We start from the raw sequence: 23,321 nt of genomic DNA on the forward strand, positions 1-23,321 counted from the left end.
TTGGCCTTCTCCCTGAAAGCCTGTGCATGTCCGTGTGCACAGTTCGAATACTAGCGACTTCAGCGGGCGAGACAACCGAGGCACCTCTCAAGATATTACCGCGGACACTTTTCCTCACATCCAAATAATCCATGATTTTCAATGAGTTGGGATTACGGCGGAGCTGAAAACGACAATGATTTACTGTTGGTTGCATAGATAGCTTACAAAACAAGTAAGCGATCTCTTACACGCGATGTTACTGGGGTGGCGCGGTACACAAATGCTGGATGGCGAATCTGCGTTTCTGACCCTTGCATCACCCCTGTAGGAGCAGCCTTGTGCTGCGAAGAGGCCAGTGATCCCAGCGCGAATTTGCACTGTTGCCACCGGCCTCTTCGCAGCACAAGGCTGCTCCTACAGGGGGGGCGCGTTTACAGGGAGGCGCGTTATTCTGCGCTGCACCGCGCACACAAAAACGCCCCGAGGCTATCGGGGCGTCTTATGCTGGCGAACAGCTTGTTACTGGAACAACGACTCGCTAGACAGGCCATTCTTCTCGAGGATCTCGCGCAAGCGCTTGAGCCCCTCTACCTGGATCTGCCGTACACGCTCACGCGTCAGGCCGATCTCCAGGCCAACATCTTCCAGGGTGCTGCTCTCATGCCCACGCAGGCCAAAGCGGCGCACCACCACTTCACGCTGCTTGTCGGTCAGCTCACCCAGCCACTGATCGATGCTCTGCGACAGGTCGTCGTCCTGCAGCAGCTCACACGGGTCGGTTGGGCGGTCATCGGTAAGGGTATCGAGCAGGGTCTTGTCCGAGTCCGGCCCGAGCGAAACATCCACCGAAGACACCCGCTCGTTCAGCCCCAGCATCCGCTTGACCTCAGCGACAGGCTTCTCCAGCAAGGTGGCGATTTCTTCTGGCGAGGGCTCGTGATCGAGCTTCTGGGTCAGCTCCCGCGCAGCGCGCAGGTAGACGTTGAGCTCCTTGACCACATGGATCGGTAGGCGAATGGTACGGGTCTGGTTCATGATCGCCCGTTCGATGGTCTGGCGAATCCACCAGGTCGCATAGGTCGAGAAACGGAAACCACGTTCCGGGTCGAATTTCTCGACCGCACGAATCAACCCCAGGTTGCCCTCCTCGATCAGGTCGAGCAACGACAGGCCACGATTCACATAACGACGGGCAATTTTTACAACCAGGCGCAGGTTGCTTTCGATCATGCGCTTGCGGCCGGCGGGGTCGCCTTTTTGCGACAGGCGCGCAAAATGCACTTCCTCTTCTGGCGACAGCAGAGGCGAGAATCCAATCTCATTGAGGTACAACTGAGTAGCATCAAGTGCCCGAGTGTAATCGATGTACTTGTGCTGCTTGAGCGAAGAGCCGGTCTTGGCCCTTGTCCGAACCGAAGATACAGCAGGTTCGTCTGACACCACATCCGTTTCCAAAACGATGCCCGTCTCCATCAGGAGGACGTCATCGTCGATGTCAAACTCCGGCGCTTCTTTATTGAGAGCCATTGTTATAGTCCTTTGCTGAGTTCGAACTCAGACTCGAGCGGCACCTGTATCCCTGGCAGCGCTGGAGCCTGTCCCCTCTACATCAGAGGAACAGGCCAGGTACAACAATCAACGACGTGGCAGGAACTGGAGCGGATCGACGGGTTTGCCCTGGCGGCGAATCTCGAAATGCAGCTTCACCCGATCAGTGCCCGTGGACCCCATTTCAGCAATCGACTGCCCAGCCTTGACCTGCTGCCCCTCCCGAACCAACAGCCTGCGGTTGTGACCGTAGGCACTGACGTAGGTATCGCTGTGCTTGATGATGATCAGCTCGCCGTAGCCCCGCAAGCCACTCCCGGCGTAAACCACTGCACCATCAGACGCAGCAAAAACAGGCTGTCCCAAATCACCGGCGATATCAATGCCTTTATTCAAACTACCGTTTGAAGCAAATTTTCCAATTAGCACGCCATTGGCCGGCCAGGTCCAACCGCCTACCGCGCGCTCTGCGGCCGGCACGGTGGCGACCACCGGCGCACTGGTTGTCGGGGCCGTCGTAGCCGGCTTGGTGCTACCGCTGGGGGCGGTGCTGGTGCTACCAACGGGGCGACGAATGACCGTGGTTTTGCTCGAGGACGAAGGGTTGGACACCACCGTGGTGCTACCCGTGGCGCCGCTGCTGAAGCGAATCGGCTGGCCAGGGCGAATGGTGTAAGGCGCCGGGATGCCGTTGCGGGCGGCCAGCTCCTTGTAGTCCCAGCCGTAACGGAAGGCGATGGAGAACAACGTATCGCCCGGCTTGACGATGTACTGACCGGAAGTCACCGTCGGCCGCTTGGGCGCTGCATTGTTACGGTCGACCACCCGCGCGCTTGTCGAGCTGGTGCTGGAACAACCCGCCAGCAAGGTGCCCATGGCCAGTGCAATCACCAGAAGCTTGAAACCCGCCCAATCCTTGCGCTGCCGAATGACTGTGTGACCCACCCGCGCTCCCCTCATGGTGCCGAATACCGAAATAACGATAAGAAATGCAATATTGTTGCAATTATAACCGAGCCCACCTGTATTGGGTGGACGGCTGCAAAGGCCACTAGAGCTATAGCAGATCACCCCGCCAGATAGACAGGGCAATGGCGCAAGAATTCGTCGCTGCCGTAAATATTCCGTGGTTCAGGCCAGCGGGCCATTGAGCAATGGCACGAAGCGCACGGCGCCTAGCACACGCCGGGAGAACCCATGCTCCTCACGCACGATCAGCATCAACTGCTGTGTCTCGCCTGCCGGGCCCACCGGAATCACCATGCGCCCCCCCGGCGCCAGTTGATCGAGCAGTGCCTGTGGCACCTCGGGCGCCACGGCAGTGACGATGATGCCGTTGTAGGGCGCCAGCGCCTGCCAGCCCTCGCAACCATCGCCCCAGCGAAACACCACGTTACGCAGGTTCAGCTCTACCAGGCGCTCCTTGGCGCGATCCTGCAGCACCTTGATGCGCTCCACCGAGAACACCCGCTCCACCAGCTGGGCAAGTATCGCCGTCTGGTAGCCGGAGCCTGTGCCGATCTCCAGCACCTTGTCGAGCGGCCCGGCCTCAAGCAGCAGCTCGCTCATGTGCGCAACCATGAACGGCTGCGAGATGGTCTGGTTGTGGCCGATCGGCAGCGCCGTGTCTTCGTAGGCGCGATGCGCCAGGGCCTCGTCGACGAACAGGTGGCGCGGGGTGCGGCGGATCGCGTCGAGCACCTTGGGGTTCGCCACGCCTTCTTCGCACAGGCGCTGGATCAGCCGCTCCCGGGTCCGTTGGGAGGTCATGCCGATACCCCGGCGCAACATATCGTCCTCACGCATCAGAGCAGGCCCTCCAGCCAACCGTCGAGCTGTTCGAAAGCATCGTTGAAGGTGCGGTCAAGCTGCAGCGGTGTGATCGATACATAGCCTTGCATCACCGCGTGGAAGTCCGTGCCCGGGCCACCGTCTTCGGCATCGCCGGCCACGGCAATCCAGTACCCCTCCTTGCCGCGCGGGTTGACCACCTTGGTCGGCGCCGCCGCCCGCGCCCGGTGACCGAGGCGGGTGAGCTGGATGCCGCGGATGTGCTCCAACGGCAGGTTGGGGATATTGACGTTGAGCACGGTGCGCGGCGGCAGTGTGAGACGCGACTGCGCCTCCACCAGCCGGCGGGCGATGTAGGCCGCCGTGGGCAGGTTGTCCGGCTGGCGCGAGAGCAACGAAAACGCCAGCGACGTGTTGCCCAAAAAGCGGCCTTCCAACGCAGCGGCGACGGTGCCCGAATACAGCACGTCGTCGCCCAGGTTCGCGCCCAGGTTGATCCCCGACACCACCATGTCTGGGGCCTGCGGCAACAGGCCATTGAGCCCCAGGTGCACGCAATCGGTGGGCGTGCCATTCAGGCTGATGAAACCGTTGGCCAGGGTCTGCGGATGCAGCGGCCGGTCCAGCGTCAGCGAACTGCTGGCGCCGCTCTTGTCTTGCTCCGGGGCGATTACCACGCACTCGGCATAATCCACCAGCGCAGCGTGCAGCGCGGCGAGGCCAGGTGCGGTAACACCGTCGTCGTTCGAAATCAGAATACGCATGGGCTGTCCGTCTGCCCTGCCGACACCAGATCCACGACTTCGCGCACCACCACGGTGGCGAAGCATCCGGCCGGAAGGACGAATTCCAGTTGCAGGATATCAGGCTCGGGATAATGCCACGTCAGGCCGCCAATAGGGAGCCGCAGAATGCGCCGTTCGTGATCCATGCCCGCCTGGGCCAGCCAATGGCACAGTGCCGGCTGCCGCGCGGCGACTGCGCTTTCCAACGCGGCAGTGGCACCTGCGGCGGGGGTTTCGCCCTCGCCCCACAGCGCACCGGTGGGATGCAGGTCGAGAATCGCCAAGCGCGGATCGGTACATTCCTGCTCGGTCGCGGGAAAGAAACTACGGCTATCGGTGAAGGCCAGCAGGTCCCCGACTTGCGCACGGGCCCAGCTGCCGTCGGCAACACGGGCGGCGAGAATCTGGTTGAACAGGTAGCTGCGCCCTGCCGAAAGCAAACGCGAACGCACATTGCGTTGCTCTGGCAGCGCCTTGCGGGCCGCCCAGTCGAGCGCGTCATGGACATTACCGCCGCCATGGCCAAACCGCTGGCTGCCGAAGTAGTTCGGCACGCCGTGCTGCTTGAGCGCCTCCAGGCGCGCGTCCAGCGCAGCGTGATCGGCCGCCAGGGCCGTCAGGCGCAGGGTGAAGCCGTTGGCCGAATGCGCGCCACGCTGCAGCTTGCGCTGGTGACGCACCTGCTTGAGCACGCGCAGGCTGGCATCCTCGGCACGCGACAGGTCCGGGTCGGCCTTGCCGGGCAGGTGCAGGCTGAACCACTGACGGGTCAGGGCCTGGCGGTCCTTGAGCCCGGCATAGCTGATCGAACGGGCCGGCACGCCTGCGGCGCGGGCCAATCGGCGGGCCGCTTCTTCGGTGTTGAGGTCGCGCTTTTCGACCCACAACCACAGGTGCTCACCCTGGCCCGACAGCGGGATATCCAGCACCTCGTCGACCTGGAAGTCTTCAGCCACAGCCTTGAGCACCGCAGTGCCCAGCGCTTCACCCGATGCACGCGGGCCCAGCAGTTCCAGTTCGGTCATGCTGGCAGCAACAGGGCGACCGCATGCACGGCAATCCCCTCCTCACGGCCGGTGAAGCCCAGCTTTTCAGTGGTGGTCGCTTTGACGTTGACCTGGTCGAGCTCGGCTTGCAGGTCTTCGGCGATCAGTTGGCGCATGGTCTCGATGTGCGGCGCCATTTTCGGCGCCTGGGCAACGATGGTGGCGTCGACATTGCCCACCTTCCAGCCCTTGGCCTGGACGATAGCGACCACATGACGCAGCAAGGCACGGCTATCGGCACCCTTGAACTGCGGGTCGGTGTCGGGGAAGTGCTTGCCGATATCACCCAGCGCCGCAGCGCCCAGCAAGGCATCGCTCAGGGCGTGCAGCAGCACGTCACCGTCGGAGTGGGCCAGGAGGCCGTGTTTGTGGGGGATACGGACCCCGCCCAGGGTAATGAAATCACCGTCGCAGAAACGGTGCACATCGTAGCCGTGGCCAATACGCATAGAAAAACGCCCTGATTGAGTCAGGGCGTGATTCTACCTGCTTTGTGCGGTATTGGGGCTGCGCCTTACACCCGGCCCAGCGCCTTCGCATGATGGCGCACGTGGTCTTCGATGAAGCTGGCGATGAAGTAGTAGCTATGGTCATAGCCAGGCTGCAGGCGCAGGGTCAGTGCATGCCCCCCTTTGCGCGCGGCCTGCTCCAGTGCCTCAGGCTTGAGCTGCTTCTCGAGGAAGTCATCACGGTCGCCCTGGTCCACCAGCAACGGCGGGCAGCTGCCCGCGGCTGTCTCGGCCAGCAGCACGCTGGCATCCCACTCGCGCCAACGCGCACGGTCCTCGCCCAGGTAGCGGCTGAAGGCCTTTTCACCCCACGGGCAGTCCATCGGGTTGCTGATCGGCGAGAACGCCGAGATCGAACGGTAGCGCCCCGGGTTACGCAAGGCGCACACCAATGCGCCATGCCCGCCCATCGAGTGGCCACTGATGCTGCGCTGGTCCGAGGCCGGGAAGTGCGCCTCGATCAGCGCGGGCAACTCCTCTACCACGTAGTCATGCATGCGGTAGTGCTGCGCCCACGGTTGCTGGGTGGCATTGAGGTAGAAGCCGGCCCCCAGGCCAAAGTCCCAGGCGCCATCCGGGTCGCCCGGCACCTGCTCGCCACGCGGGCTGGTGTCGGGCGCAACGATGATCAACCCAAGCTCGGCGGCCAGGCGCTGGGCGCCGGCCTTCTGCATGAAGTTCTCGTCGGTGCAGGTCAGGCCGCTTAGCCAGTACAGCACCGGCAGCTTGGCCCCCTGTTCGGCCTGAGGAGGCAGATACACCGCGAACACCATGTCGCAGCCAAGCACCTTGGACGGGTGCCGGTACCGCTTGTGCCAGCCGCCGAAGCTTTTCTGGCAAGAAATGTTGTCCAGGCTCATGGCAGACCTCAGAAGTGGATCACGCTGCGGATGCTCTTGCCTTCATGCATCAGGTCGAAGGCCTTGTTGATGTCTTCCAGGCCCATGGTGTGGGTGATGAAGGTGTCCAGCGGGATCTCGCCCTTCTCGGCCATTTCGACATAGCTTGGCAGCTCGCTGCGGCCGCGTACGCCACCGAACGCCGAGCCGCGCCAGACGCGACCGGTGACCAGCTGGAACGGACGGGTGGCGATTTCCTGGCCGGCACCGGCAACGCCGATGATGACCGACTCGCCCCACCCCTTGTGGCAGCATTCCAGGGCCGCACGCATCAGCTGGACGTTGCCGATGCACTCGAAGGAGAAGTCCACGCCGCCGTCGGTGAGGTCGACGATCACTTCCTGGATCGGGCGGTCGTATTCTTTCGGGTTGATGCAATCGGTGGCACCCAGCTGACGAGCGATCTCGAACTTGGCTGGGTTGATGTCGATGGCGATGATGCGCGAGGCCTTGGCCTTGACGGCGCCAATGATCGCCGACAGGCCGATGCCGCCGAGGCCGAAGATGGCCACGGTGTCACCCGGCTGGACCTTGGCGGTGTTGATGACCGCGCCGATACCGGTGGTGACGCCACAGCCGAGCAGGCAGACCTTCTCCAGCGGGGCTTCCTTCTGGATCTTGGCCACGGAGATTTCTGGCAGCACGGTGTACTCGGAGAAGGTCGAGGTGCCCATGTAGTGGAACAGCTGCTGGCCTTTATACGAGAAGCGCGTGGTGCCGTCTGGCATCAGGCCCTTGCCCTGGGTGGCGCGGATGGCCTGGCACAGGTTGGTCTTGCCCGAACGGCAGAATTTGCACTGGCCGCACTCAGGGGTGTACAGCGGGATCACATGGTCACCCACGGCCACCGAGGTCACGCCCTCGCCCACTGCCTCGACGATCGCGCCGCCTTCGTGGCCAAGGATCGACGGGAAGATACCCTCCGGGTCGGCGCCGGACAGGGTGTAGGCGTCGGTATGGCAGACACCGCTGGCAACCACGCGCAGCAGCACTTCGCCGGCCTTGGGCATGGCCACGTCCACTTCGACGATTTCCAGGGGTTTCTTGGCTTCGAAGGCTACGGCAGCACGGGACTTGATCATCAACGGTCTCCAGACAAGGGGTCAATTCAGTCTTGCAGTGTAATTCAGGGTGTTTTGATGAATAATCCAGGCAAAGACAAAACATTATTGCTGCACAGGGACAATCAATGAGTAGCCGCTGGGAAGGCATCGACGAATTTGTGGCGGTGGCCGAGTCTGGCCAGTTCACCGCGGCGGCGGAGCGCCTGGGCGTATCGTCTTCGCACATCAGCCGGCAGATCGCCCGCCTGGAAGAGCGCCTGCAGACGCGGCTGCTGTACCGCAGCACCCGGCGCGTCACCCTGAGTGAGGCCGGGCAGACCTTTCTGCAGCATTGCCAACGCCTGCAAGATGGCCGTGAAGAAGCCCTGCGGGCAATGGGCGACCTGGCCAGCGAGCCCAAGGGGCTGCTGCGCATGACCTGTGCGGTGGCCTATGGCGAGCGTTTCATCGTGCCGCTGGTGACGCGCTTCATGGCGCTGTACCCGCAGTTGAGGGTGGAAGTGGAACTGAGCAACCGCACGCTGGACCTGCTGCATGAAGGCATGGACCTGGCTATTCGCCTCGGCCGGCTTGCCGACTCCAGGCTGGTTGCCGCCCGCCTGGCGCCGCGGCGCATGTACCTGTGCGCCTCACCGGCGTATCTGGAGCGTTACGGCCGGCCGCACAGCCTGTCGGAACTGGCGCGGCACAACTGCCTGATTGGCAGTTCGGACTTGTGGGCGCTGCAGCAGGATGGCCGCGAGATCAGCCAGCGGGTGCAGGGAAACTGGCGCTGCAACAGCGGGCAGGCTGTGCTCGACGCCGCGTTGCTGGGGATGGGCTTGTGCCAGTTGCCGGACTATTACGTGCTGGAGCACCTGAACACGGGGGCACTGGTATCGCTGCTGGAGGGGCATCAGCCGCCGAATACGGCGGTGTGGGCGTTGTACCCGCAGCAGCGGCATCTGTCGCCGAAGGTAAGGCGGCTGGTGGATTATCTGAAGGAAGGGTTGGCGGGGTTGCCAGAATATCGTGTGGCTTGATAGTGCGCTTGGGCCGCTTTGCGGCCCTTTCGCGACACAAGGCCGCTCCTACAAGAGATCGCAACTCCCTGTAGGAGCGGGCTTGCCCGCGAAGAGGCCAGCACAGGATTACAGTGTCAGCGGCGCCCCGCCCAGCGCTGGCGCAACCACTCAAGGTCTTCCGGCCGGGTCACCTTGATGTTATCGCTGCGCCCTTCGATCAGCCGCGGCGCCTGGCCGGACCACTCGATGGCCGAAGCCTCGTCGGTGACCACCACATCCGACACCAGGCACTCGGCCAACGCGCGGTGCAAGGCCCCCAGGCGGAACATCTGCGGCGTATACGCCTGCCAGATGGTGCTGCGGTCTACGGTAGCGCTCACCCGGCCATGGCTGTCGGCACGCTTCAACGTATCGCGCGCCGGTACCGCCAACAGGCCACCCACCGGGTCATCTGCCAGCTCCGACAGCAGCTTGTCCAGGTCACTGCGCGCCAGGTTCGGCCGCGCGGCATCGTGCACCAGCACCCAGTCGCTGTCCGAAGCCCCTTGGGCATGCAGCAACAGCAACGCGTTGAGTACCGAGTCGGCACGCTCGCGACCGCCCGCCGCGCGCTGGATGCGCGGGTCGCTGGCACAGCGCAGGCTGGGCCAGTAAGGGTCGTCTGCGGCAATGCTGACCACCACGCCCTTGAGCGTTGGATGGCCAAGAAAACAGTCGAGGCTATGCTCGAGAAGGGTCTGCCCACCCAGTTGCAAGTACTGCTTGGGGCGGTCGGCAGCCATGCGGGCACCCACGCCCGCAGCAGGAATCACGGCCCAGAAGGCCGGTAATGTGTCAGTCATTTTTGCGGCAACTGGAAGAGGGTTTCACCCTCTTTGACCATCCCCAATTCATGACGAGCCCGTTCTTCCACGGTCTCCATACCTTTCTTCAACTCCAGGACTTCTGCGTCAAGCACGCGGTTACGCTCAAGCAGACGCTCGTTTTCGGCGTGCTGCTCGGCGATCTGCTGCTTGAGCTCGGTCACTTGCGCCAGGCTGCCATTGCCCACCCACAGGCGGTACTGCAGGCCACCCAACAGCAGAAGCAGAACGAGGAACAACCAATAGGGACTGCGCATCAAGGTATCCAGGTTAAAAAGACCGCCGCTTACTGTTCACTTCGGGGCCTCGAATAGCACGAAGCCTGGCCGAGGCCAGGCTTCGTCGACAGAAACCCTTTGCAAGTGTAGGAAAATTCAGTACGAAAGCTCCTACAGCTCCGGCTGCTGTCTTTTTACCATCTCTTGCTTAACCGCGAAACTCGGTACGACCACGGTAAACCGCCTTGGCACCCAGTTGCTCTTCGATGCGCAGCAGTTGGTTGTACTTGGAGACGCGGTCGGAACGGCACAGCGAGCCGGTCTTGATCTGGCCAGCAGCGGTGCCTACAGCCAGGTCGGCAATGGTCGAGTCTTCGGTTTCACCGGAACGGTGCGAAATCACCGCGGTGTAGCCTGCAGCCTTGGCCATCTGGATGGCTTCCAGGGTCTCGGTCAGCGAGCCGATCTGGTTGAACTTGATCAGGATCGAGTTACCGATGCCCTTCTCGATGCCTTCCTTGAGGATCTTGGTGTTGGTCACGAACAGGTCGTCACCGACCAGTTGCACCTTCTCGCCGATCTTGTCGGTGAGGATCTTCCAGCCAGCCCAGTCGGACTCGTCCAAGCCGTCTTCGATCGAGATGATCGGGAAGCGCTCGGTCAGGCCTTTCAGGTACTCGGCAAAGCCTTCGGCGTCGAACGACTTGCCTTCGCCAGACAGGTTGTACTTGCCGTCTTCATAGAACTCGGACGCTGCGCAGTCCAGGGCCAGGGTCACGTCGGTGCCCAGCTTGTAGCCGGCTTTTTCAACGGCTTCGGCGATGGCGGCCAGCGCGTCTTCGTTAGACGCCAGGTTCGGCGCAAAGCCACCTTCGTCACCGACGGCAGTGTTCAGGCCGCGAGCCTTCAGTACAGCCTTCAGGTGATGGAAGATTTCGGTGCCCATGCGCAGGCCATCGGAGAAGGTCTTGGCGCCAACCGGCTGCACCATGAACTCCTGGATGTCGACGTTATTGTCGGCGTGCTCGCCACCGTTGATGATGTTCATCATCGGAACCGGCATCGAGTACTGGCCCGGGGTGCCGTTCAGGTTGGCGATGTGCGCGTACAGCGGCAGGTCCTGGTCCTGGGCAGCGGCCTTGGCGGCAGCCAGGGAAACAGCCAGGATGGCGTTGGCGCCCAGCTTGGCTTTGTTCTCGGTACCGTCCAGGTCGATCATGGCGCGGTCCAGAGCCTTCTGGTCGGAAGGGTCCTTGCCCAGCAGCAGGTCGCGAATCGGGCCGTTGATGTTGGCGACGGCTTTCAGCACGCCCTTGCCCAGGTAACGGCTCTTGTCGCCATCACGCAGCTCCAGCGCTTCGCGCGAGCCGGTGGAAGCACCGGACGGCGCGCAAGCACTGCCGATGATGCCGTTGTCGAGCAGTACATCGGCTTCCACGGTGGGGTTGCCACGCGAATCGAGAACTTCACGACCTTTGATGTCGACGATTTTTGCCATTGTTGTAAGCACTCCAGAATTGACGAAAACAACGCAGCTTAGGAAATCCTTGCACTTCATCAGGCGGGGTATGCAGCAGGCAGGCCTGATGAAAGCGCTCCCTGACCGTTTGGTCAGGGAGAGAACGGGCGGTACTTTACCCGAGAAATGAGCTTTACGCGGTTTCTACCGTCGGAAAACTTTTCACCAGCTCGTCCAGTTGCTTGAGCTGGGTCAGGAACGGCTCCAGCTTGTCCAGGCGCAAGGCGCAAGGGCCATCGCACTTGGCATTGTCCGGATCAGGGTGAGCCTCGAGGAACAGGCCGGCCAGGCCTTGGCTCATGCCAGCCTTGGCCAGGTCGGTGACCTGGGCGCGACGGCCACCGGCAGAGTCCGAGCGACCGCCCGGCATCTGCAGGGCATGGGTCACGTCGAAGAAGACCGGGTACTCGAACTGCTTCATGATGCCGAAGCCGAGCATGTCCACCACCAGGTTGTTGTAGCCGAAGCTCGAACCACGCTCGCAGAGGATCAACTGGTCGTTACCCGCCTCTTCGCACTTGGCCAGGATGTGTTGCATCTCCTGGGGCGCGAGGAATTGGGCCTTCTTGATGTTGATCACCACGCCGGTCTTGGCCATGGCCACCACCAGGTCAGTCTGGCGCGACAGGAAGGCCGGCAACTGGATAATGTCGCAGACCTTGGCCACCGGCTCGGCCTGGTAAGGCTCGTGCACGTCGGTGATCACCGGCACGTTGAAGGTGCGCTTGATCTCCTCGAAGATCTTCAGCCCCTCTTCCATGCCTGGGCCACGGTAGGACGTCACCGACGAACGGTTAGCCTTGTCGAAGCTGGCCTTGAACACATACGGGATACCGAGCTTCTCGGTGACCCGCACGTACTCTTCGCAGACCTTCATTGCCAGGTCACGGGATTCCAGGACGTTCATGCCGCCGAACAGGACGAACGGCTTGTCGTTGGCGATCTCGATGTTACCGACGCGAATGATCTTCTGGGTCATTGATCAGGCCTTGTTCTTCTGAGCCAGGGCTGCCTTAACGAAACCGCTGAACAGCGGGTGGCCGTCACGCGGGGTCGAGGTGAACTCTGGGTGGAACTGGCAAGCGACGAACCATGGGTGGTCCTTGGACTCGACCACTTCAACCAGCGCGCCGTCTTCGGAACGACCGGAAACCACCAGGCCAGCGTCGACCAGTTGTGGCAGCAGGTTGTTGTTCACTTCGTAGCGGTGGCGGTGACGCTCGGTGATCACGTCCTTGCCGTAGCAATCGTGAACCTTGGAGCCCGAGACGATCTGGCAGTCCTGCGCGCCCAGGCGCATGGTGCCGCCCAGGTCGGAAGCTTCGGTACGGGTCTCGACGGCGCCGGTAGAATCGGCCCACTCGGTGATCAGGCCGACAACCGGGTGGCCGCTGTTGCGGTCGAACTCGGTGGAGTTGGCGTCTTTCCAGCCCATCACGTTACGGGCGAACTCGATCACGGCAACTTGCATGCCCAGGCAGATACCCAGGTAAGGCACTTTGTTCTCACGGGCGTATTGCACCGCAGTGATCTTGCCTTCGACACCGCGCAGGCCGAAACCGCCCGGTACCAGAATGGCGTCGGCGCCTTCGAGCAGGCTGGTGCCTTGGTTCTCGATGTCTTCGGAATCGATGTAGCGCAGGTTGACCTTGGTACGGTTGGTGATGCCGGCGTGGCTCATCGCTTCGATCAGCGACTTGTACGCATCCAGCAGCTCCATGTACTTGCCGACCATGGCGATGGTCACTTCGTGCTCTGGGTTGAGCTTGGCATCGACGACCTTGTCCCACTCGGACAGGTCGGCGCTGTCGCACTGCAGGCCGAAACGCTCGGTGACGAAGTCATCCAGGCCCTGGGCATGCAGGATGCCCGGAATCTTGTAGATGGTATCTGCGTCTTCCAGTGCGATCACCGCACGCTCTTCGACGTTGGTGAACTGGGCGATCTTGCGGCGTGACGAGCTATCGATCGGGTGATCGGAGCGGCACACTAGCACGTCAGGCTGCAGGCCGATGGAGCGCAGCTCCTTGACCGAGTGCTGGGTTGGCTTGGTCTTGGTTTCACCTGCGGTAGCGATGTACGGGACCAGGGTCAGGTGCATCAGCATCGCGCGCTTGGCGCCGACTTCGAAACGCAACTGGCGGATGGCCTCGAGGAACGGCTGCGACTCGATGTCGCCGACCGTACCGCCGATTTCAACCAGGGCCACGTCGGCATCGCCGGCGCCCTTGATGATGCGACGCTTGATCTCGTCGGTGATGTGCGGGATGACCTGGATGGTCGCGCCCAGGTAGTCACCACGGCGCTCCTTGCGCAGCACGTGCTCGTAGATACGGCCGGTGGTGAAGTTGTTGTTCTGGGTCATGGTCGTGCGGATGAACCGCTCGTAGTGGCCCAGGTCAAGGTCAGTCTCGGCGCCGTCCTGGGTGACGAAGACTTCACCGTGCTGGAACGGACTCATGGTGCCAGGATCGACGTTGATGTACGGATCCAGCTTGAGCATGGTGACCTTGAGTCCCCGCGCTTCCAGGATGGCCGCCAGGGAAGCCGAGGCAATGCCTTTCCCCAATGAAGAAACAACACCGCCCGTGACGAATATGTAGCGCGTCATGAAAAACCCTAGAAGTCTGCGTTAAGGCGGCCAGCGCCGCCGGAGAAAGCGAAGGAAGGCCGAAGCCCCCGATCACCTGCGTCAATCACAGTGCATCTCGAAAAACTGCCGCGTCTGTACAAACCAGGGTATCCCCGGCATGGAGCTCGCTCGTCATTTCCAGAATCAGCCCAGCAAAAAACTGCGTGGTAATCGGCAACTGCTGTGTTTTCGAGGAACCCACAGAAGTTGTATCAAGAAGGGAGGGTAGTCTACCGGAATGTACCCTTCAGCTCAAACCTTGCGCGTTCGTCGGTAACTGCCAGTGCAGTTGGCAATCTGCCTGCGCCAGTGCCGGCAGGTTGGCCACGGCCAGCAAGCGCTCGCCCTGATACAGCAAGGGCAGGCGCGAACGCACGAAAGGCGGCACCTGCAGCTCGTTGAGCAGGCGTTTGAGGTCGCGTCGACCGCGCCCGGCAAGCTCAAGCACTTCACCGCCCTGGCGATAGCGGACAGTCAGGCCCGCCAGGGGCTTGGGCGCAGTCAGCCGAACGCTGCCGTTGCCCGGCAAGGCCAGCTCGCAAGCCGAGTCTGCCCAGGCGAATTCGCCTTGCGGCGCCTGCAGCCAGTCACCGCTCAGCCACCAGATACGGCCGTTGCTGCGCAGCAACCGGCCGTCGGCTAAGCGCCAGGTCGGCTGGGCGTCGGCTGCGGCATCGCGCAGGTCGGCCCAGCCAGCCCAATGGCGCGCATCCGGCAGCCGGGTGCGATGGCTGAGCCAGTATTGCAGGGCATTGCGCTGACGAGCGGGTGACAACGCCGCGAGCACCGCAAGCGCCAGGGAGTCCAGCCCCACCCATGCAGCGGCAGCCACCTCCTCGGCCTTGGCCAGATCAGCCTGAGCCACCTCGTCCAGCAAACACTGCGCTTCGCCCAGGTGCTCTGCGCAACGGGCAAGGTTCTGGCTGGCTTCGGGCCAACGCTGCTGCAACACCGGGAACACTTCGCCGCGCAAATAGTTGCGGGCAAAGGCGGTGTCGCTGTTCGAGGGGTCTTCGATCCAGGTCAAGCCTTGGGCGTGGGCATACGCGTGCAGCTGCTGGCGGGCTATCGCCAGCAACGGCCTGGCCAGGCTGCCCTGCCCCAGCGGACGCTGCGCCGGCATCGCGGTCAGGCCACGTAGCCCGGCACCGCGCAGCAAACGAAACAGCAGGGTTTCGGCTTGGTCATCGCGGTGCTGGCCGGTGAACAGCACCTCACCGGGGCCGACTACCTTCGTGAATGCCGCGTAACGGGCATCGCGGGCCGCCTGTTCGAGACTGGCGCCGGGGGCAACCTGGACGTGGACCACACGAAGTTCGACGCCGAGGTTGGCGCAGACGTGCTCGCAGTGGGCTGGCCACGCGTCAGCGGCGGGCTGCAGGCCGTGATGGATATGGATGGCGCGCAACGGGGGCGCGGGATGGGTGCGGGCGTAATCGGCCAGCAGGTGCAGCAGGACGGTGGAGTCCAGGCCGCCAGAGAAGGCGATGTGCCAGGCGGGGGCTTGGAGCCAGGGGGTGAGGTTGATCAAGGGCGCCTCACATGATTCGCAATCGCCGGGGCACTGTGGGAGCGGGCTTGCCCCGCGAACAAGGGCGAAGCCCTTGCCATACGACTCCGTTGCCAGAGCCGGCCTCTTCGCGGGTCGAGCCCGCTCCCACAGGGGCCGCAAAGCGGCCCCGGGGTGTATCAGAGGCCGTAGCTCATCAGGCGCTCGTAACGGCGTGCCAGCAGCGCGTCATTGTCGAGCTTGCCCAGCATGTCCAGCTGCTGCACCAGGTCGGCACGGATGCTTTCAGCCATGGCGGCCGGGTCACGGTGGGCGCCGCCCAGCGGCTCCGAGATGACCTTGTCGACGATGTTCAGGCTTTTCAGGCGTTCGGCCGTGATACCCATGGCCTCGGCGGCATCGGCAGCCTTGTCGGCGGTCTTCCACAGGATCGAGGCGCAGCCTTCCGGCGAAATCACCGAGTAGGTGGAGTACTGCAGCATGTTCAGCTGGTCGCACACACCAATGGCCAGTGCACCGCCAGAACCACCCTCACCGATCACGGTGGCGATGATTGGCGTCTTCAGGCGCGCCATGACACGCAGGTTCCAGGCAATCGCCTCGCTCTGGTTGCGCTCTTCGGCGTCGATACCTGGGTAGGCACCTGGGGTGTCGATGAACGTCAGGATCGGCATCTTGAAGCGCTCGGCCATTTCCATCAGGCGGCACGCCTTACGGTAGCCTTCAGGGCGCGGCATGCCGAAGTTGCGGCGTACCTTCTCACGTACTTCGCGGCCCTTCTGGTGGCCGATGACCATCACTGCCTTGCCATCCAGGCGGGCGGTACCGCCCACGATCGCGGCATCATCGGAGAAATGGCGGTCACCGTGCAGCTCTTCGAATTCAGTGAAGATGTGCTGCAGGTAGTCCAAGGTGTAAGGACGACGCGGGTGACGCGCCAGGCGGGCGATCTGCCAGCTGGTCAGGTTGCCGAAGATGCTTTCGGTCAGGGTATTGCTCTTGTCTTGCAGACGGGCAATTTCATCGCTGATGTTCAGCGAGTTGTCGTTACCCACCAGGCGCAGGCCTTCGATCTTGGCTTGCAGGTCGGCAATCGGCTGTTCGAAATCGAGGAAATTCGGGTTCATAGGCATCCGTCTTGGGTCTACGGCCAGGCGGCCGGCCGGTTGATCCGTTTGGCGCCCTACCTTAAGGGATCGGGCGCATTCAGGTCGAGATTAAAATTCGTCGATTCAACGATATTGCAGGAAGACGTTCTCACGTCCGAACTGGTCACGCAGTGCCTGAATCAGGCCGTCAGCCGGGTCGATTGACCACTCATCGGCAAACTGCAGCATGGCCTTGGCGTCACTGCCGGTGTATTCCAGGGTAATCGGGCAGCCGCCGCGGTGACGGGTGATCAGCTCACCCAGCCAGTTCAGGCGGTCGCCCTTGAGCGCGTCATGGGCGACTTTCAAGCGCAGGCTTTCGGCCAGGCGCGTGCGCGCGTCTTCCATGGTCATTACCTGCTTCACCCGCAGGCGCAGGCCGCCCGAGAAGTCATCGTTACTGACCTCCCCTTCGACCACGACCATGGCGTCGTTCTGCAGCAATGACTGGGCCGCCATGAAGGAGTCGGCAAACAGCGACGCCTCGATGCGCCCCGAGCGGTCATCGAGGGTGACGAAGCCCATCTTGTCACCCTTCTTGTTCTTCATGACCCGCAACGCAATGATCATGCCGGCGATCGTCTGGGACTCACGGGACGGCTTCAGGTCGATGATGCGCTGCCGGGCAAAACGGCGAATCTCGCTTTCGTACTCGTCGATCGGGTGACCGGTCAGGTACAGGCCCAGTGTGTCCTTCTCGCCTTTGAGACGCTCTTTGAGGGTCAGCTCGCGGACCTTGCGGTGGTTGGCATAGACGTCCGAGTCTGCTTCGACGAACAATCCGCCAAACAGGTCGACGTGGCCGCTGTCGGCTGTACGTGCGGTCTGCTCGGCCGACTTGATCGCCTCTTCCAGTGCCGCCAGCAAGGTTGCACGGTTACGGTCGATGTTGGCCTGGTAGGCCTTGATCTCGTCATGGAAGTACGGGCCCAGACGGTCCAGTGCACCACTGCGGATCAACGCATCGAGGGTGCGCTTGTTGACGCGCTTGAGGTCGACGCGCTCGCAGAAATCGAACAGGTCCTTGAACGGGCCGCCCTGCGCACGCACTTCGACGATGGCTTCCACCGGCCCCTCGCCCACGCCCTTGATCGCACCCAGGCCATAGACGATACGGCCATCGTCATTGACGGTGAACTTGAAATCGGAGGTGTTCACATCGGGCGCATCGAGGCGCAGCTTCATGCTGCGCACTTCCTCGATCAGCACCACCACCTTGTCGGTGTTGTGCATGTCCGCCGACAGTACCGCGGCCATGAACGGCGCCGGGTAGTGGGTTTTCAGCCAGGCGGTCTGGTAGGACACCAGGCCATAGGCGGCAGAGTGAGATTTGTTGAAGCCGTAACCGGCGAATTTCTCTACCAGGTCAAAGATGTTACCTGCCAGATCGCCATCGATGCCGTTGTTCGCGCAGCCTTCGATGAAGCCGCCGCGCTGCTTGGCCATCTCTTCGGGCTTTTTCTTACCCATGGCCCGCCGCAGCATGTCGGCACCGCCCAGGGTATAGCCGGCCATGACCTGGGCAATCTGCATCACCTGCTCTTGGTACAGGATGATGCCGTAGGTCGGCGCCAGTACCGGCTGCAGGCCGTCATACTGGTAGTCCGGGTGCGGGTAGGCCAGCTCGGCGCGGCCGTGCTTGCGGTTGATGAAGTCGTCCACCATGCCCGACTGCAGCGGGCCTGGGCGGAACAGCGCCACCAGTGCGATGAGGTCTTCCAGGCAGTCTGGTTTGAGCTTCTTGATCAGCTCCTTCATGCCGCGCGATTCGAGCTGGAACACCGCCGTGGTCTCGGCTTTTTGCAGCAACTCGTAGGTCTTGCGGTCATCCAGGGGAATGAAGTCGATGTTCAGGTCCGGCAGGTTCTGCTTGGCCTGCTCGCGGTTGATCGTCTCCATCGCCCACTTGATGATGGTGAGCGTACGCAGGCCAAGGAAGTCGAACTTGACCAGCCCGGCGGCCTCGACATCGTCCTTGTCGAACTGGGTTACCAGGCCGCCGCCCTCTTCGTCACAGGCGATCGGCGAGAAGTCGGTGAGCTTGGTCGGGGCGATGACCACACCACCGGCGTGCTTGCCGGTACCCCGGGTGACACCCTCGAGCTTGAGGGCCATCTCCCAGATCTCGCGGGCATCTTCGTCGCCCTTGAGGAAGTCGCGCAGGATCTCTTCCTGCTCATAGGCTTTTTCCAGGGTCATGCCGACTTCGAAGGGGATCATCTTCGACAGGCGATCGGCCAGGCCGTAGGACTTGCCCTGCACCCGCGCCACGTCGCGCACCACCGCCTTGGCGGCCATGGTACCGAAGGTGATGATCTGGCTGACCGCGTTGCGCCCGTAGGCATCAGCCACGTACTCGATGACCCGGTCACGGCCATCCATGCAGAAGTCGACGTCGAAGTCGGGCATGGATACCCGTTCAGGGTTGAGGAAGCGCTCGAACAGCAGGTCATAGGCCAGCGGGTCGAGGTCGGTGATCTTCAACACGTAGGCGACCAGCGAACCGGCACCCGAGCCTCGGCCTGGGCCGACCGGCACGCCGTTGTTCTTGGCCCACTTGATGAAGTCCATAACGATCAGGAAGTAGCCGGGGAAGCCCATCTGGATGATGATATCCAGCTCGAACTTCAGGCGGTCCAGGTAGACCTGGCGCTTTTCCTCATAGTCTGGCGTGGTCTCTTTGGGCCAGAGCACCGCCAGGCGCTCCTCCAGGCCTTCATGGGAGACATGGCGCAGGTAATCGTCGATGCCCATGCCATTGGGCGTCGGGAAATCGGGCAGGAAGTGCTTGCCCAATTGAACCTGGATGTTGCAGCGCTTGGCGATCTCGACAGTGTTGGCGATGGCGTCGGGCAAGTCGCTGAACAGCTCGGCCATTTCGTCCGCGCTCTTGAGGTACTGCTGGTCGCTGTAGTTGCGCGGGCGACGCGGGTCGTCCAGGGTCCAGCCCTCGCCGATGCAGACACGGGTTTCGTGGGCATCGTAGTCGGCCTGCTTGATGAAGCGCACATCGTTGGTCGCCACCAGCGGCGCGCCGACCTTGTCGGCCAGGGCCACAGCAGCGTGCACGTATTCTTCGTCGCGGGCGCGGTTGGTGCGCTGCACTTCAACGTAGAAGCGCTCGGGGAACATGCCCATCCAGTCGCGCAACAGCGCTTCGGCTTCTTCAACCCGGCCAGAGAGCAGCGCGGCGCCAATGTCGCCTTCCTTGCCAGCTGACAAGGCGATCAGGCCTTCGCTGGCGGGGGCGATCCACTCGCGCTGCAAAATCACCAGGCCATTGCGCTGGCCTTCGACCCAACCGCGCGAAATCAGCTCGGTGAGGTTGCGATAGCCCTGGGGGTTCATCGCCAGGAAGCAGATACGCGACAACGGGGCTTCCGGGTCGGGCCCGGCCAGCCACAGGTCGGCACCACAGATCGGCTTGATCCCGGCGCCCATGGCGGTCTTGTAGAACTTCACCAGCGAGCACATGTTGCTCTGGTCGGTGATCGCCACCGCCGGCATGTTCATCCCCGCCAGTGCCTTGGCCAGCGGTTTGATCCGCACCAGGCCGTCGACCAGCGAGAATTCGGAGTGCACGCGAAGGTGAACGAAGGGAACCGACATGGGTGATCCTGTAGCAGAACGACAAGGGCGGGATTGTAGCGTAAATGAGGGCAGGATTTGGGGCTGCTTCGCAGCCCGTCGCGACACAAGGCCGCTCCTACAGAGGAACGCATGATTTCTGTAGGAGCGGCCTTGCGTCGCGAAAGGGCCGCAAAGCGGCCCCATGCACTAGATCAAAGAATCGGTAATGCCCTCACGGGCCTCCCAGGCCGCCCGCACCGGCGCAAAGGAGCGTCGATGAATGGGCGTAGGCCCAAGCCGTGCCAGGGCTTCAAGGTGCACCGGCGTCGGATAACCCTTGTGCCCACCGATGCCGTAACCGGGGTAGATCAGCTCGAACGCACTCATCTCCCGATCACGCGTCACCTTGGCCAGGATCGACGCAGCCGCGATGGCCGGTACCTGGCTGTCACCTTTTACGACTGGTGCCGCGGGCACCGCCAGCTTGGGGCAGCGGTTGCCGTCGATCAGTGCCAGCTTGGGCGTGACATGCAGCCCCTCGACCGCACGCTGCATGGCCAGCATGGTGGCCTGAAGAATGTTCAGGCGGTCGATTTCTTCGACCTCGGCGCGGGCAATGCAAAAGCTCAGCGCCTTCTCGCAGATTTCGTCGAACAACGCCTCGCGCTTGGCTTCGGTGAGTTTCTTCGAATCGTTGAGGCCGAGGATCGGCCGTGCCGGGTCGAGGATCACTGCAGCCGTCACCACCGCGCCACACAACGGGCCACGGCCGACTTCATCGACCCCGGCGACCAGGTCTTCGACCAGGTTGAAATCCAGTCCTATTTGCATCTCAGCGGTCCTTGAGCAAGGCCAGTACCGCCTCGGCGGCCTGGTTGGAAGCATCCCGGCGCAGGGTGCGGTGAATCTCGTCGAAACGTTCGGTCTGCTGGCTGCCATCGGCCACCAAGGGGGCCAAGGTTTGCGCCAGGGCTTCGCTGGTGGCGTCATCCTGCAGCAGTTCAGGCACCAGTTCGCGCTGGGCCAGCAGGTTGGGCAACGACACGTAAGGGCTTTTGACCAGGCGCTTGAGAATCCAGTAGGTCAACGGCGCCAGGCGATAAGCCACCACCATGGGCCGCTTGTACAGCAGTGCCTCCAGGGTGGCGGTACCCGATGCGATAAGCACCGCATCGCAGGCCGCCAGGGCCTGGTGCGACTGGCCGTCGAGCAGGGTCAGCGGCAGCGCGCGCCCTTCGAGCATCTGCTCGACCTGGGCACGCCGTGCGGCGTTGGCGCAGGGCAGCACGAAGCGCACACCCGGTACTCGTTCGCGCAAGCGCTCGGCGGCATCGAGGAACAGCGCCCCCAGGCGCCCGACCTCGCCGCCGCGGCTGCCAGGCATCAAGGCCACCACCGGGCCTGGGCCTAGGCCAAGCGCAGCGCGCGCCGCCTGTCGGTCGGCCTCGAGCGGAATGGTATCGGCCAGTGGGTGGCCGACGAAACGCACCGGCACCCCCTGCTCCTCGTAGAACCGGGCTTCGAACGGCAACAGCGTCAGCATCAGGTCGCAGCCTTCGCGGATCTTCAGCACGCGCTTCTGCCGCCACGCCCATACGGATGGGCTGACGTAGTGCACGGTCTTGATACCGGCTTGACGCAGTTTCAATTCGATGTTGAGGGTGAAATCCGGGGCGTCGATGCCGATGAACACATCGGGCTTTTCGGCGATGAGGGTCTGGATCAACAACTTGCGGCGCTTGAGCAGCTCACGCAGCCGTCCCAGTACCTCGACCAGGCCCATGACCGCCAGACGTTCCATGGGGAAGTAGGATTGCAGGCCTTCGGCTTCCATCAAGGGGCCGCCAACGCCGATAAAGCGGACGTCGGGATGGCGCGCCTTGAGGGCGCGCATCAAGCCAGACCCGAGAATATCGCCGCTGGCCTCACCCGCGACCAGGGCTACGCAAAGCTGGGCCATGTCAGCGGGTGATGCCGCGGGCAGAATTCAGGATCGACTGACGGAACAGATCGACCTCAGGGTGCTGGGCTGCCAGTTCGTCCAGCGCCTTGATCGCATCTTCGACGGTCAGGCCCTGACGGTAGACGATCTTGTAGCAACGACGCAGGATATGAATGACCTCGTCGCTGAAACCCCGACGGCGCATGCCTTCGAAGTTCATGCTGCGTGCTTCGGCCGGGCTGCCGAACACCGTGACGAAGGCCGGTACGTCTTTGCCGATCGCCGTGCCCATGCCGGAAAACGCATGTGCACCGATATGGCAGTACTGGTGCACCAGGGTGTACCCGGACAGAATTGCCCAGTCACCCACATGAACATGCCCCGCCAACGCGGTGTTGTTCACCAGAATGCAATGATTGCCGATGACACTATCGTGACCGATGTGGGCGTAGGCCATGATCAGGTTGTGATCGCCGACGGTGGTTTCTGCACGGTCCTGAACGGTACCGCGGTGAATGGTCACACCTTCGCGGAACACATTGTGATCACCGATCACCAGGCGCGTCGGCTCACCCTTGTACTTGAGGTCAGGGGTGTCTTCGCCGATCGAGGAAAACTGGTAGATGCGGTTGTGCTTGCCGATACGGGTCGGCCCCTTGAGCACCACATGCGGGCCAATGACGGTGCCCTCCCCGATTTCGACATCAGGGCCAACGATCGACCAGGGGCCCACCTCGACACCGTCGGCCAGCTTGGCCGACGGGTCGATGATGGCCCGAGGATCAATCAAATTCATAGGGAGCGTTCCGCGCAGGTGATTTCTGCCGAGCAGACAGGCTTGCCGTCGACCAGGGCGCGGCACTCGAATTTCCAGATCATGCTCTTGCGGCTGAGGAACTTGGCTTCCAGCACAAGCTGGTCACCCGGCAATACCGGCTGACGGAAACGCAATTTGTCGGACCCGACAAAGTAGTACAGGGTGCCATCCGCCGGCTTGGCATCGAGCATCTTGAAACCGAGGATGCCGGCCGCCTGGGCCATGGCCTCGATGATCAGAACGCCCGGCATGATCGGGTGGGCCGGGAAGTGGCCATTGAAGAACGGCTCGTTGATGCTGACATTCTTGTAGGCACGAATGCTCTGGGCCTCGAAGTCCAGATCCGTCACGCGATCCACCAGCAGGAACGGGTAACGGTGAGGCAGGTATTCGCGAATCTCGTTGATGTCCATCATTTCGGGGGGAAGCCTGTAATAAGAATAGGGAGCGCAGGTGCTGACCACGCGCTCCTTT

At 62.6% G+C, this 23,321-nt stretch carries 21 protein-coding genes; 1 reads left to right on the forward strand and 20 read right to left on the reverse strand.

From position 1 onward, the window contains the following. Positions 1-501 precede the first annotated feature (501 nt). The 8 genes from rpoS to AB7M33_RS02835 form a co-directional block, all read right to left on the reverse strand. A complete protein-coding gene (gene rpoS / locus AB7M33_RS02800; RefSeq protein WP_027595820.1) occupies positions 502-1,509 on the reverse strand; it encodes an RNA polymerase sigma factor RpoS in 1,008 nt (335 codons plus the stop codon). Between the two features lie 108 nt (positions 1,510-1,617). Continuing rightward, positions 1,618-2,475, reverse strand: a complete 858-nt coding sequence (locus AB7M33_RS02805) for a peptidoglycan DD-metalloendopeptidase family protein (RefSeq protein ID WP_027595819.1) — start codon at positions 2,473-2,475, stop codon at positions 1,618-1,620. A gap of 186 nt (positions 2,476-2,661) precedes the next feature. Then, entirely contained in the window at positions 2,662-3,300 is a 639-nt protein-coding gene (locus AB7M33_RS02810; RefSeq protein WP_172960402.1) for a protein-L-isoaspartate(D-aspartate) O-methyltransferase, read from the reverse strand. 35 nt (positions 3,301-3,335) lie between these two features. After that, complete coding sequence (gene surE / locus AB7M33_RS02815) at positions 3,336-4,085, reverse strand: 5'/3'-nucleotidase SurE (RefSeq protein WP_454242391.1); 750 nt, start codon at positions 4,083-4,085, stop codon at positions 3,336-3,338. Continuing rightward, positions 4,073-5,131, reverse strand: coding sequence for a tRNA pseudouridine(13) synthase TruD (gene truD / locus AB7M33_RS02820; RefSeq protein WP_265968613.1), 1,059 nt, complete (start codon positions 5,129-5,131; stop codon positions 4,073-4,075). Before truD ends, surE begins: the two co-directional genes overlap by 13 nt. Then, positions 5,128-5,601: a 2-C-methyl-D-erythritol 2,4-cyclodiphosphate synthase gene (gene ispF, locus AB7M33_RS02825; protein ID WP_027595815.1), complete on the reverse strand. Its 474-nt coding sequence runs from the start codon at positions 5,599-5,601 to the stop codon at positions 5,128-5,130. Before ispF ends, truD begins: the two co-directional genes overlap by 4 nt. A 65-nt stretch (positions 5,602-5,666) precedes the next feature. Continuing rightward, complete coding sequence (fghA, locus tag AB7M33_RS02830) at positions 5,667-6,521, reverse strand: S-formylglutathione hydrolase (RefSeq protein WP_454242392.1); 855 nt, start codon at positions 6,519-6,521, stop codon at positions 5,667-5,669. An 8-nt stretch (positions 6,522-6,529) separates the two neighbouring features. Continuing rightward, positions 6,530-7,642 carry an S-(hydroxymethyl)glutathione dehydrogenase/class III alcohol dehydrogenase gene (locus tag AB7M33_RS02835; protein WP_027595813.1) on the reverse strand — a complete coding sequence of 371 codons (1,113 nt, stop codon included), beginning with the start codon at positions 7,640-7,642 and terminating at the stop codon, positions 6,530-6,532. A gap of 107 nt (positions 7,643-7,749) precedes the next feature. On the opposite strand from AB7M33_RS02835, the gene AB7M33_RS02840 reads away from it, so the two are divergent. Then, a complete protein-coding gene (locus AB7M33_RS02840) occupies positions 7,750-8,646 on the forward strand; it encodes a LysR substrate-binding domain-containing protein (protein ID WP_027595812.1) in 897 nt (298 codons plus the stop codon). A gap of 116 nt (positions 8,647-8,762) precedes the next feature. On the opposite strand, the gene ispD is transcribed toward AB7M33_RS02840, so the two are convergent. From ispD to fabZ, 12 genes are all read right to left on the reverse strand, one after another. Continuing rightward, entirely contained in the window at positions 8,763-9,470 is a 708-nt protein-coding gene (gene ispD / locus AB7M33_RS02845; protein WP_238216380.1) for a 2-C-methyl-D-erythritol 4-phosphate cytidylyltransferase, read from the reverse strand. Beyond that, positions 9,467-9,748 (reverse strand): cell division protein FtsB, encoded by a 282-nt coding sequence (ftsB, locus tag AB7M33_RS02850; protein ID WP_004375443.1) that lies wholly within the window; start codon positions 9,746-9,748, stop codon positions 9,467-9,469. Before ftsB ends, ispD begins: the two co-directional genes overlap by 4 nt. Positions 9,749-9,917: 169 nt before the next feature. After that, the gene (gene eno / locus AB7M33_RS02855) at positions 9,918-11,207 is read right to left on the reverse strand and encodes a phosphopyruvate hydratase (RefSeq protein WP_454242393.1); all 1,290 of its coding nucleotides are present in this window, start codon (positions 11,205-11,207) and stop codon (positions 9,918-9,920) included. A gap of 154 nt (positions 11,208-11,361) precedes the next feature. Further along, positions 11,362-12,207, reverse strand: coding sequence for a 3-deoxy-8-phosphooctulonate synthase (gene kdsA / locus AB7M33_RS02860; RefSeq protein WP_027595809.1), 846 nt, complete (start codon positions 12,205-12,207; stop codon positions 11,362-11,364). Positions 12,208-12,210: 3 nt separating this feature from the next. Beyond that, complete coding sequence (locus AB7M33_RS02865) at positions 12,211-13,839, reverse strand: CTP synthase (protein ID WP_454242394.1); 1,629 nt, start codon at positions 13,837-13,839, stop codon at positions 12,211-12,213. Between the two features lie 268 nt (positions 13,840-14,107). Then, on the reverse strand, positions 14,108-15,391 hold the full coding sequence (gene tilS, locus AB7M33_RS02870) for a tRNA lysidine(34) synthetase TilS (RefSeq protein WP_454242395.1): 1,284 nt from the start codon (positions 15,389-15,391) through the stop codon (positions 14,108-14,110). 158 nt (positions 15,392-15,549) lie between these two features. Beyond that, on the reverse strand, positions 15,550-16,497 hold the full coding sequence (locus tag AB7M33_RS02875; protein ID WP_099428491.1) for an acetyl-CoA carboxylase carboxyltransferase subunit alpha: 948 nt from the start codon (positions 16,495-16,497) through the stop codon (positions 15,550-15,552). 105 nt (positions 16,498-16,602) lie between these two features. Beyond that, positions 16,603-20,127, reverse strand: a complete 3,525-nt coding sequence (dnaE, locus tag AB7M33_RS02880) for a DNA polymerase III subunit alpha (RefSeq protein ID WP_099428490.1) — start codon at positions 20,125-20,127, stop codon at positions 16,603-16,605. Positions 20,128-20,295: 168 nt separating this feature from the next. Beyond that, positions 20,296-20,919, reverse strand: coding sequence for a ribonuclease HII (rnhB, locus tag AB7M33_RS02885; RefSeq protein ID WP_027595804.1), 624 nt, complete (start codon positions 20,917-20,919; stop codon positions 20,296-20,298). A 1-nt stretch (position 20,920) separates the two neighbouring features. After that, positions 20,921-22,048 (reverse strand): lipid-A-disaccharide synthase, encoded by a 1,128-nt coding sequence (gene lpxB / locus AB7M33_RS02890; protein ID WP_238216387.1) that lies wholly within the window; start codon positions 22,046-22,048, stop codon positions 20,921-20,923. A gap of 1 nt (position 22,049) precedes the next feature. Next, positions 22,050-22,826 carry an acyl-ACP--UDP-N-acetylglucosamine O-acyltransferase gene (gene lpxA / locus AB7M33_RS02895; RefSeq protein ID WP_099428489.1) on the reverse strand — a complete coding sequence of 259 codons (777 nt, stop codon included), beginning with the start codon at positions 22,824-22,826 and terminating at the stop codon, positions 22,050-22,052. Then, positions 22,823-23,263, reverse strand: a complete 441-nt coding sequence (gene fabZ / locus AB7M33_RS02900; RefSeq protein WP_003252314.1) for a 3-hydroxyacyl-ACP dehydratase FabZ — start codon at positions 23,261-23,263, stop codon at positions 22,823-22,825. The genes lpxA and fabZ overlap by 4 nt, the downstream gene beginning before the upstream one ends. Between the last annotated feature and the right edge of the window lie 58 nt (positions 23,264-23,321).

The sequence above is a fragment of the Pseudomonas sp. Y3 TE3536 genome (genome assembly GCF_053629175.1).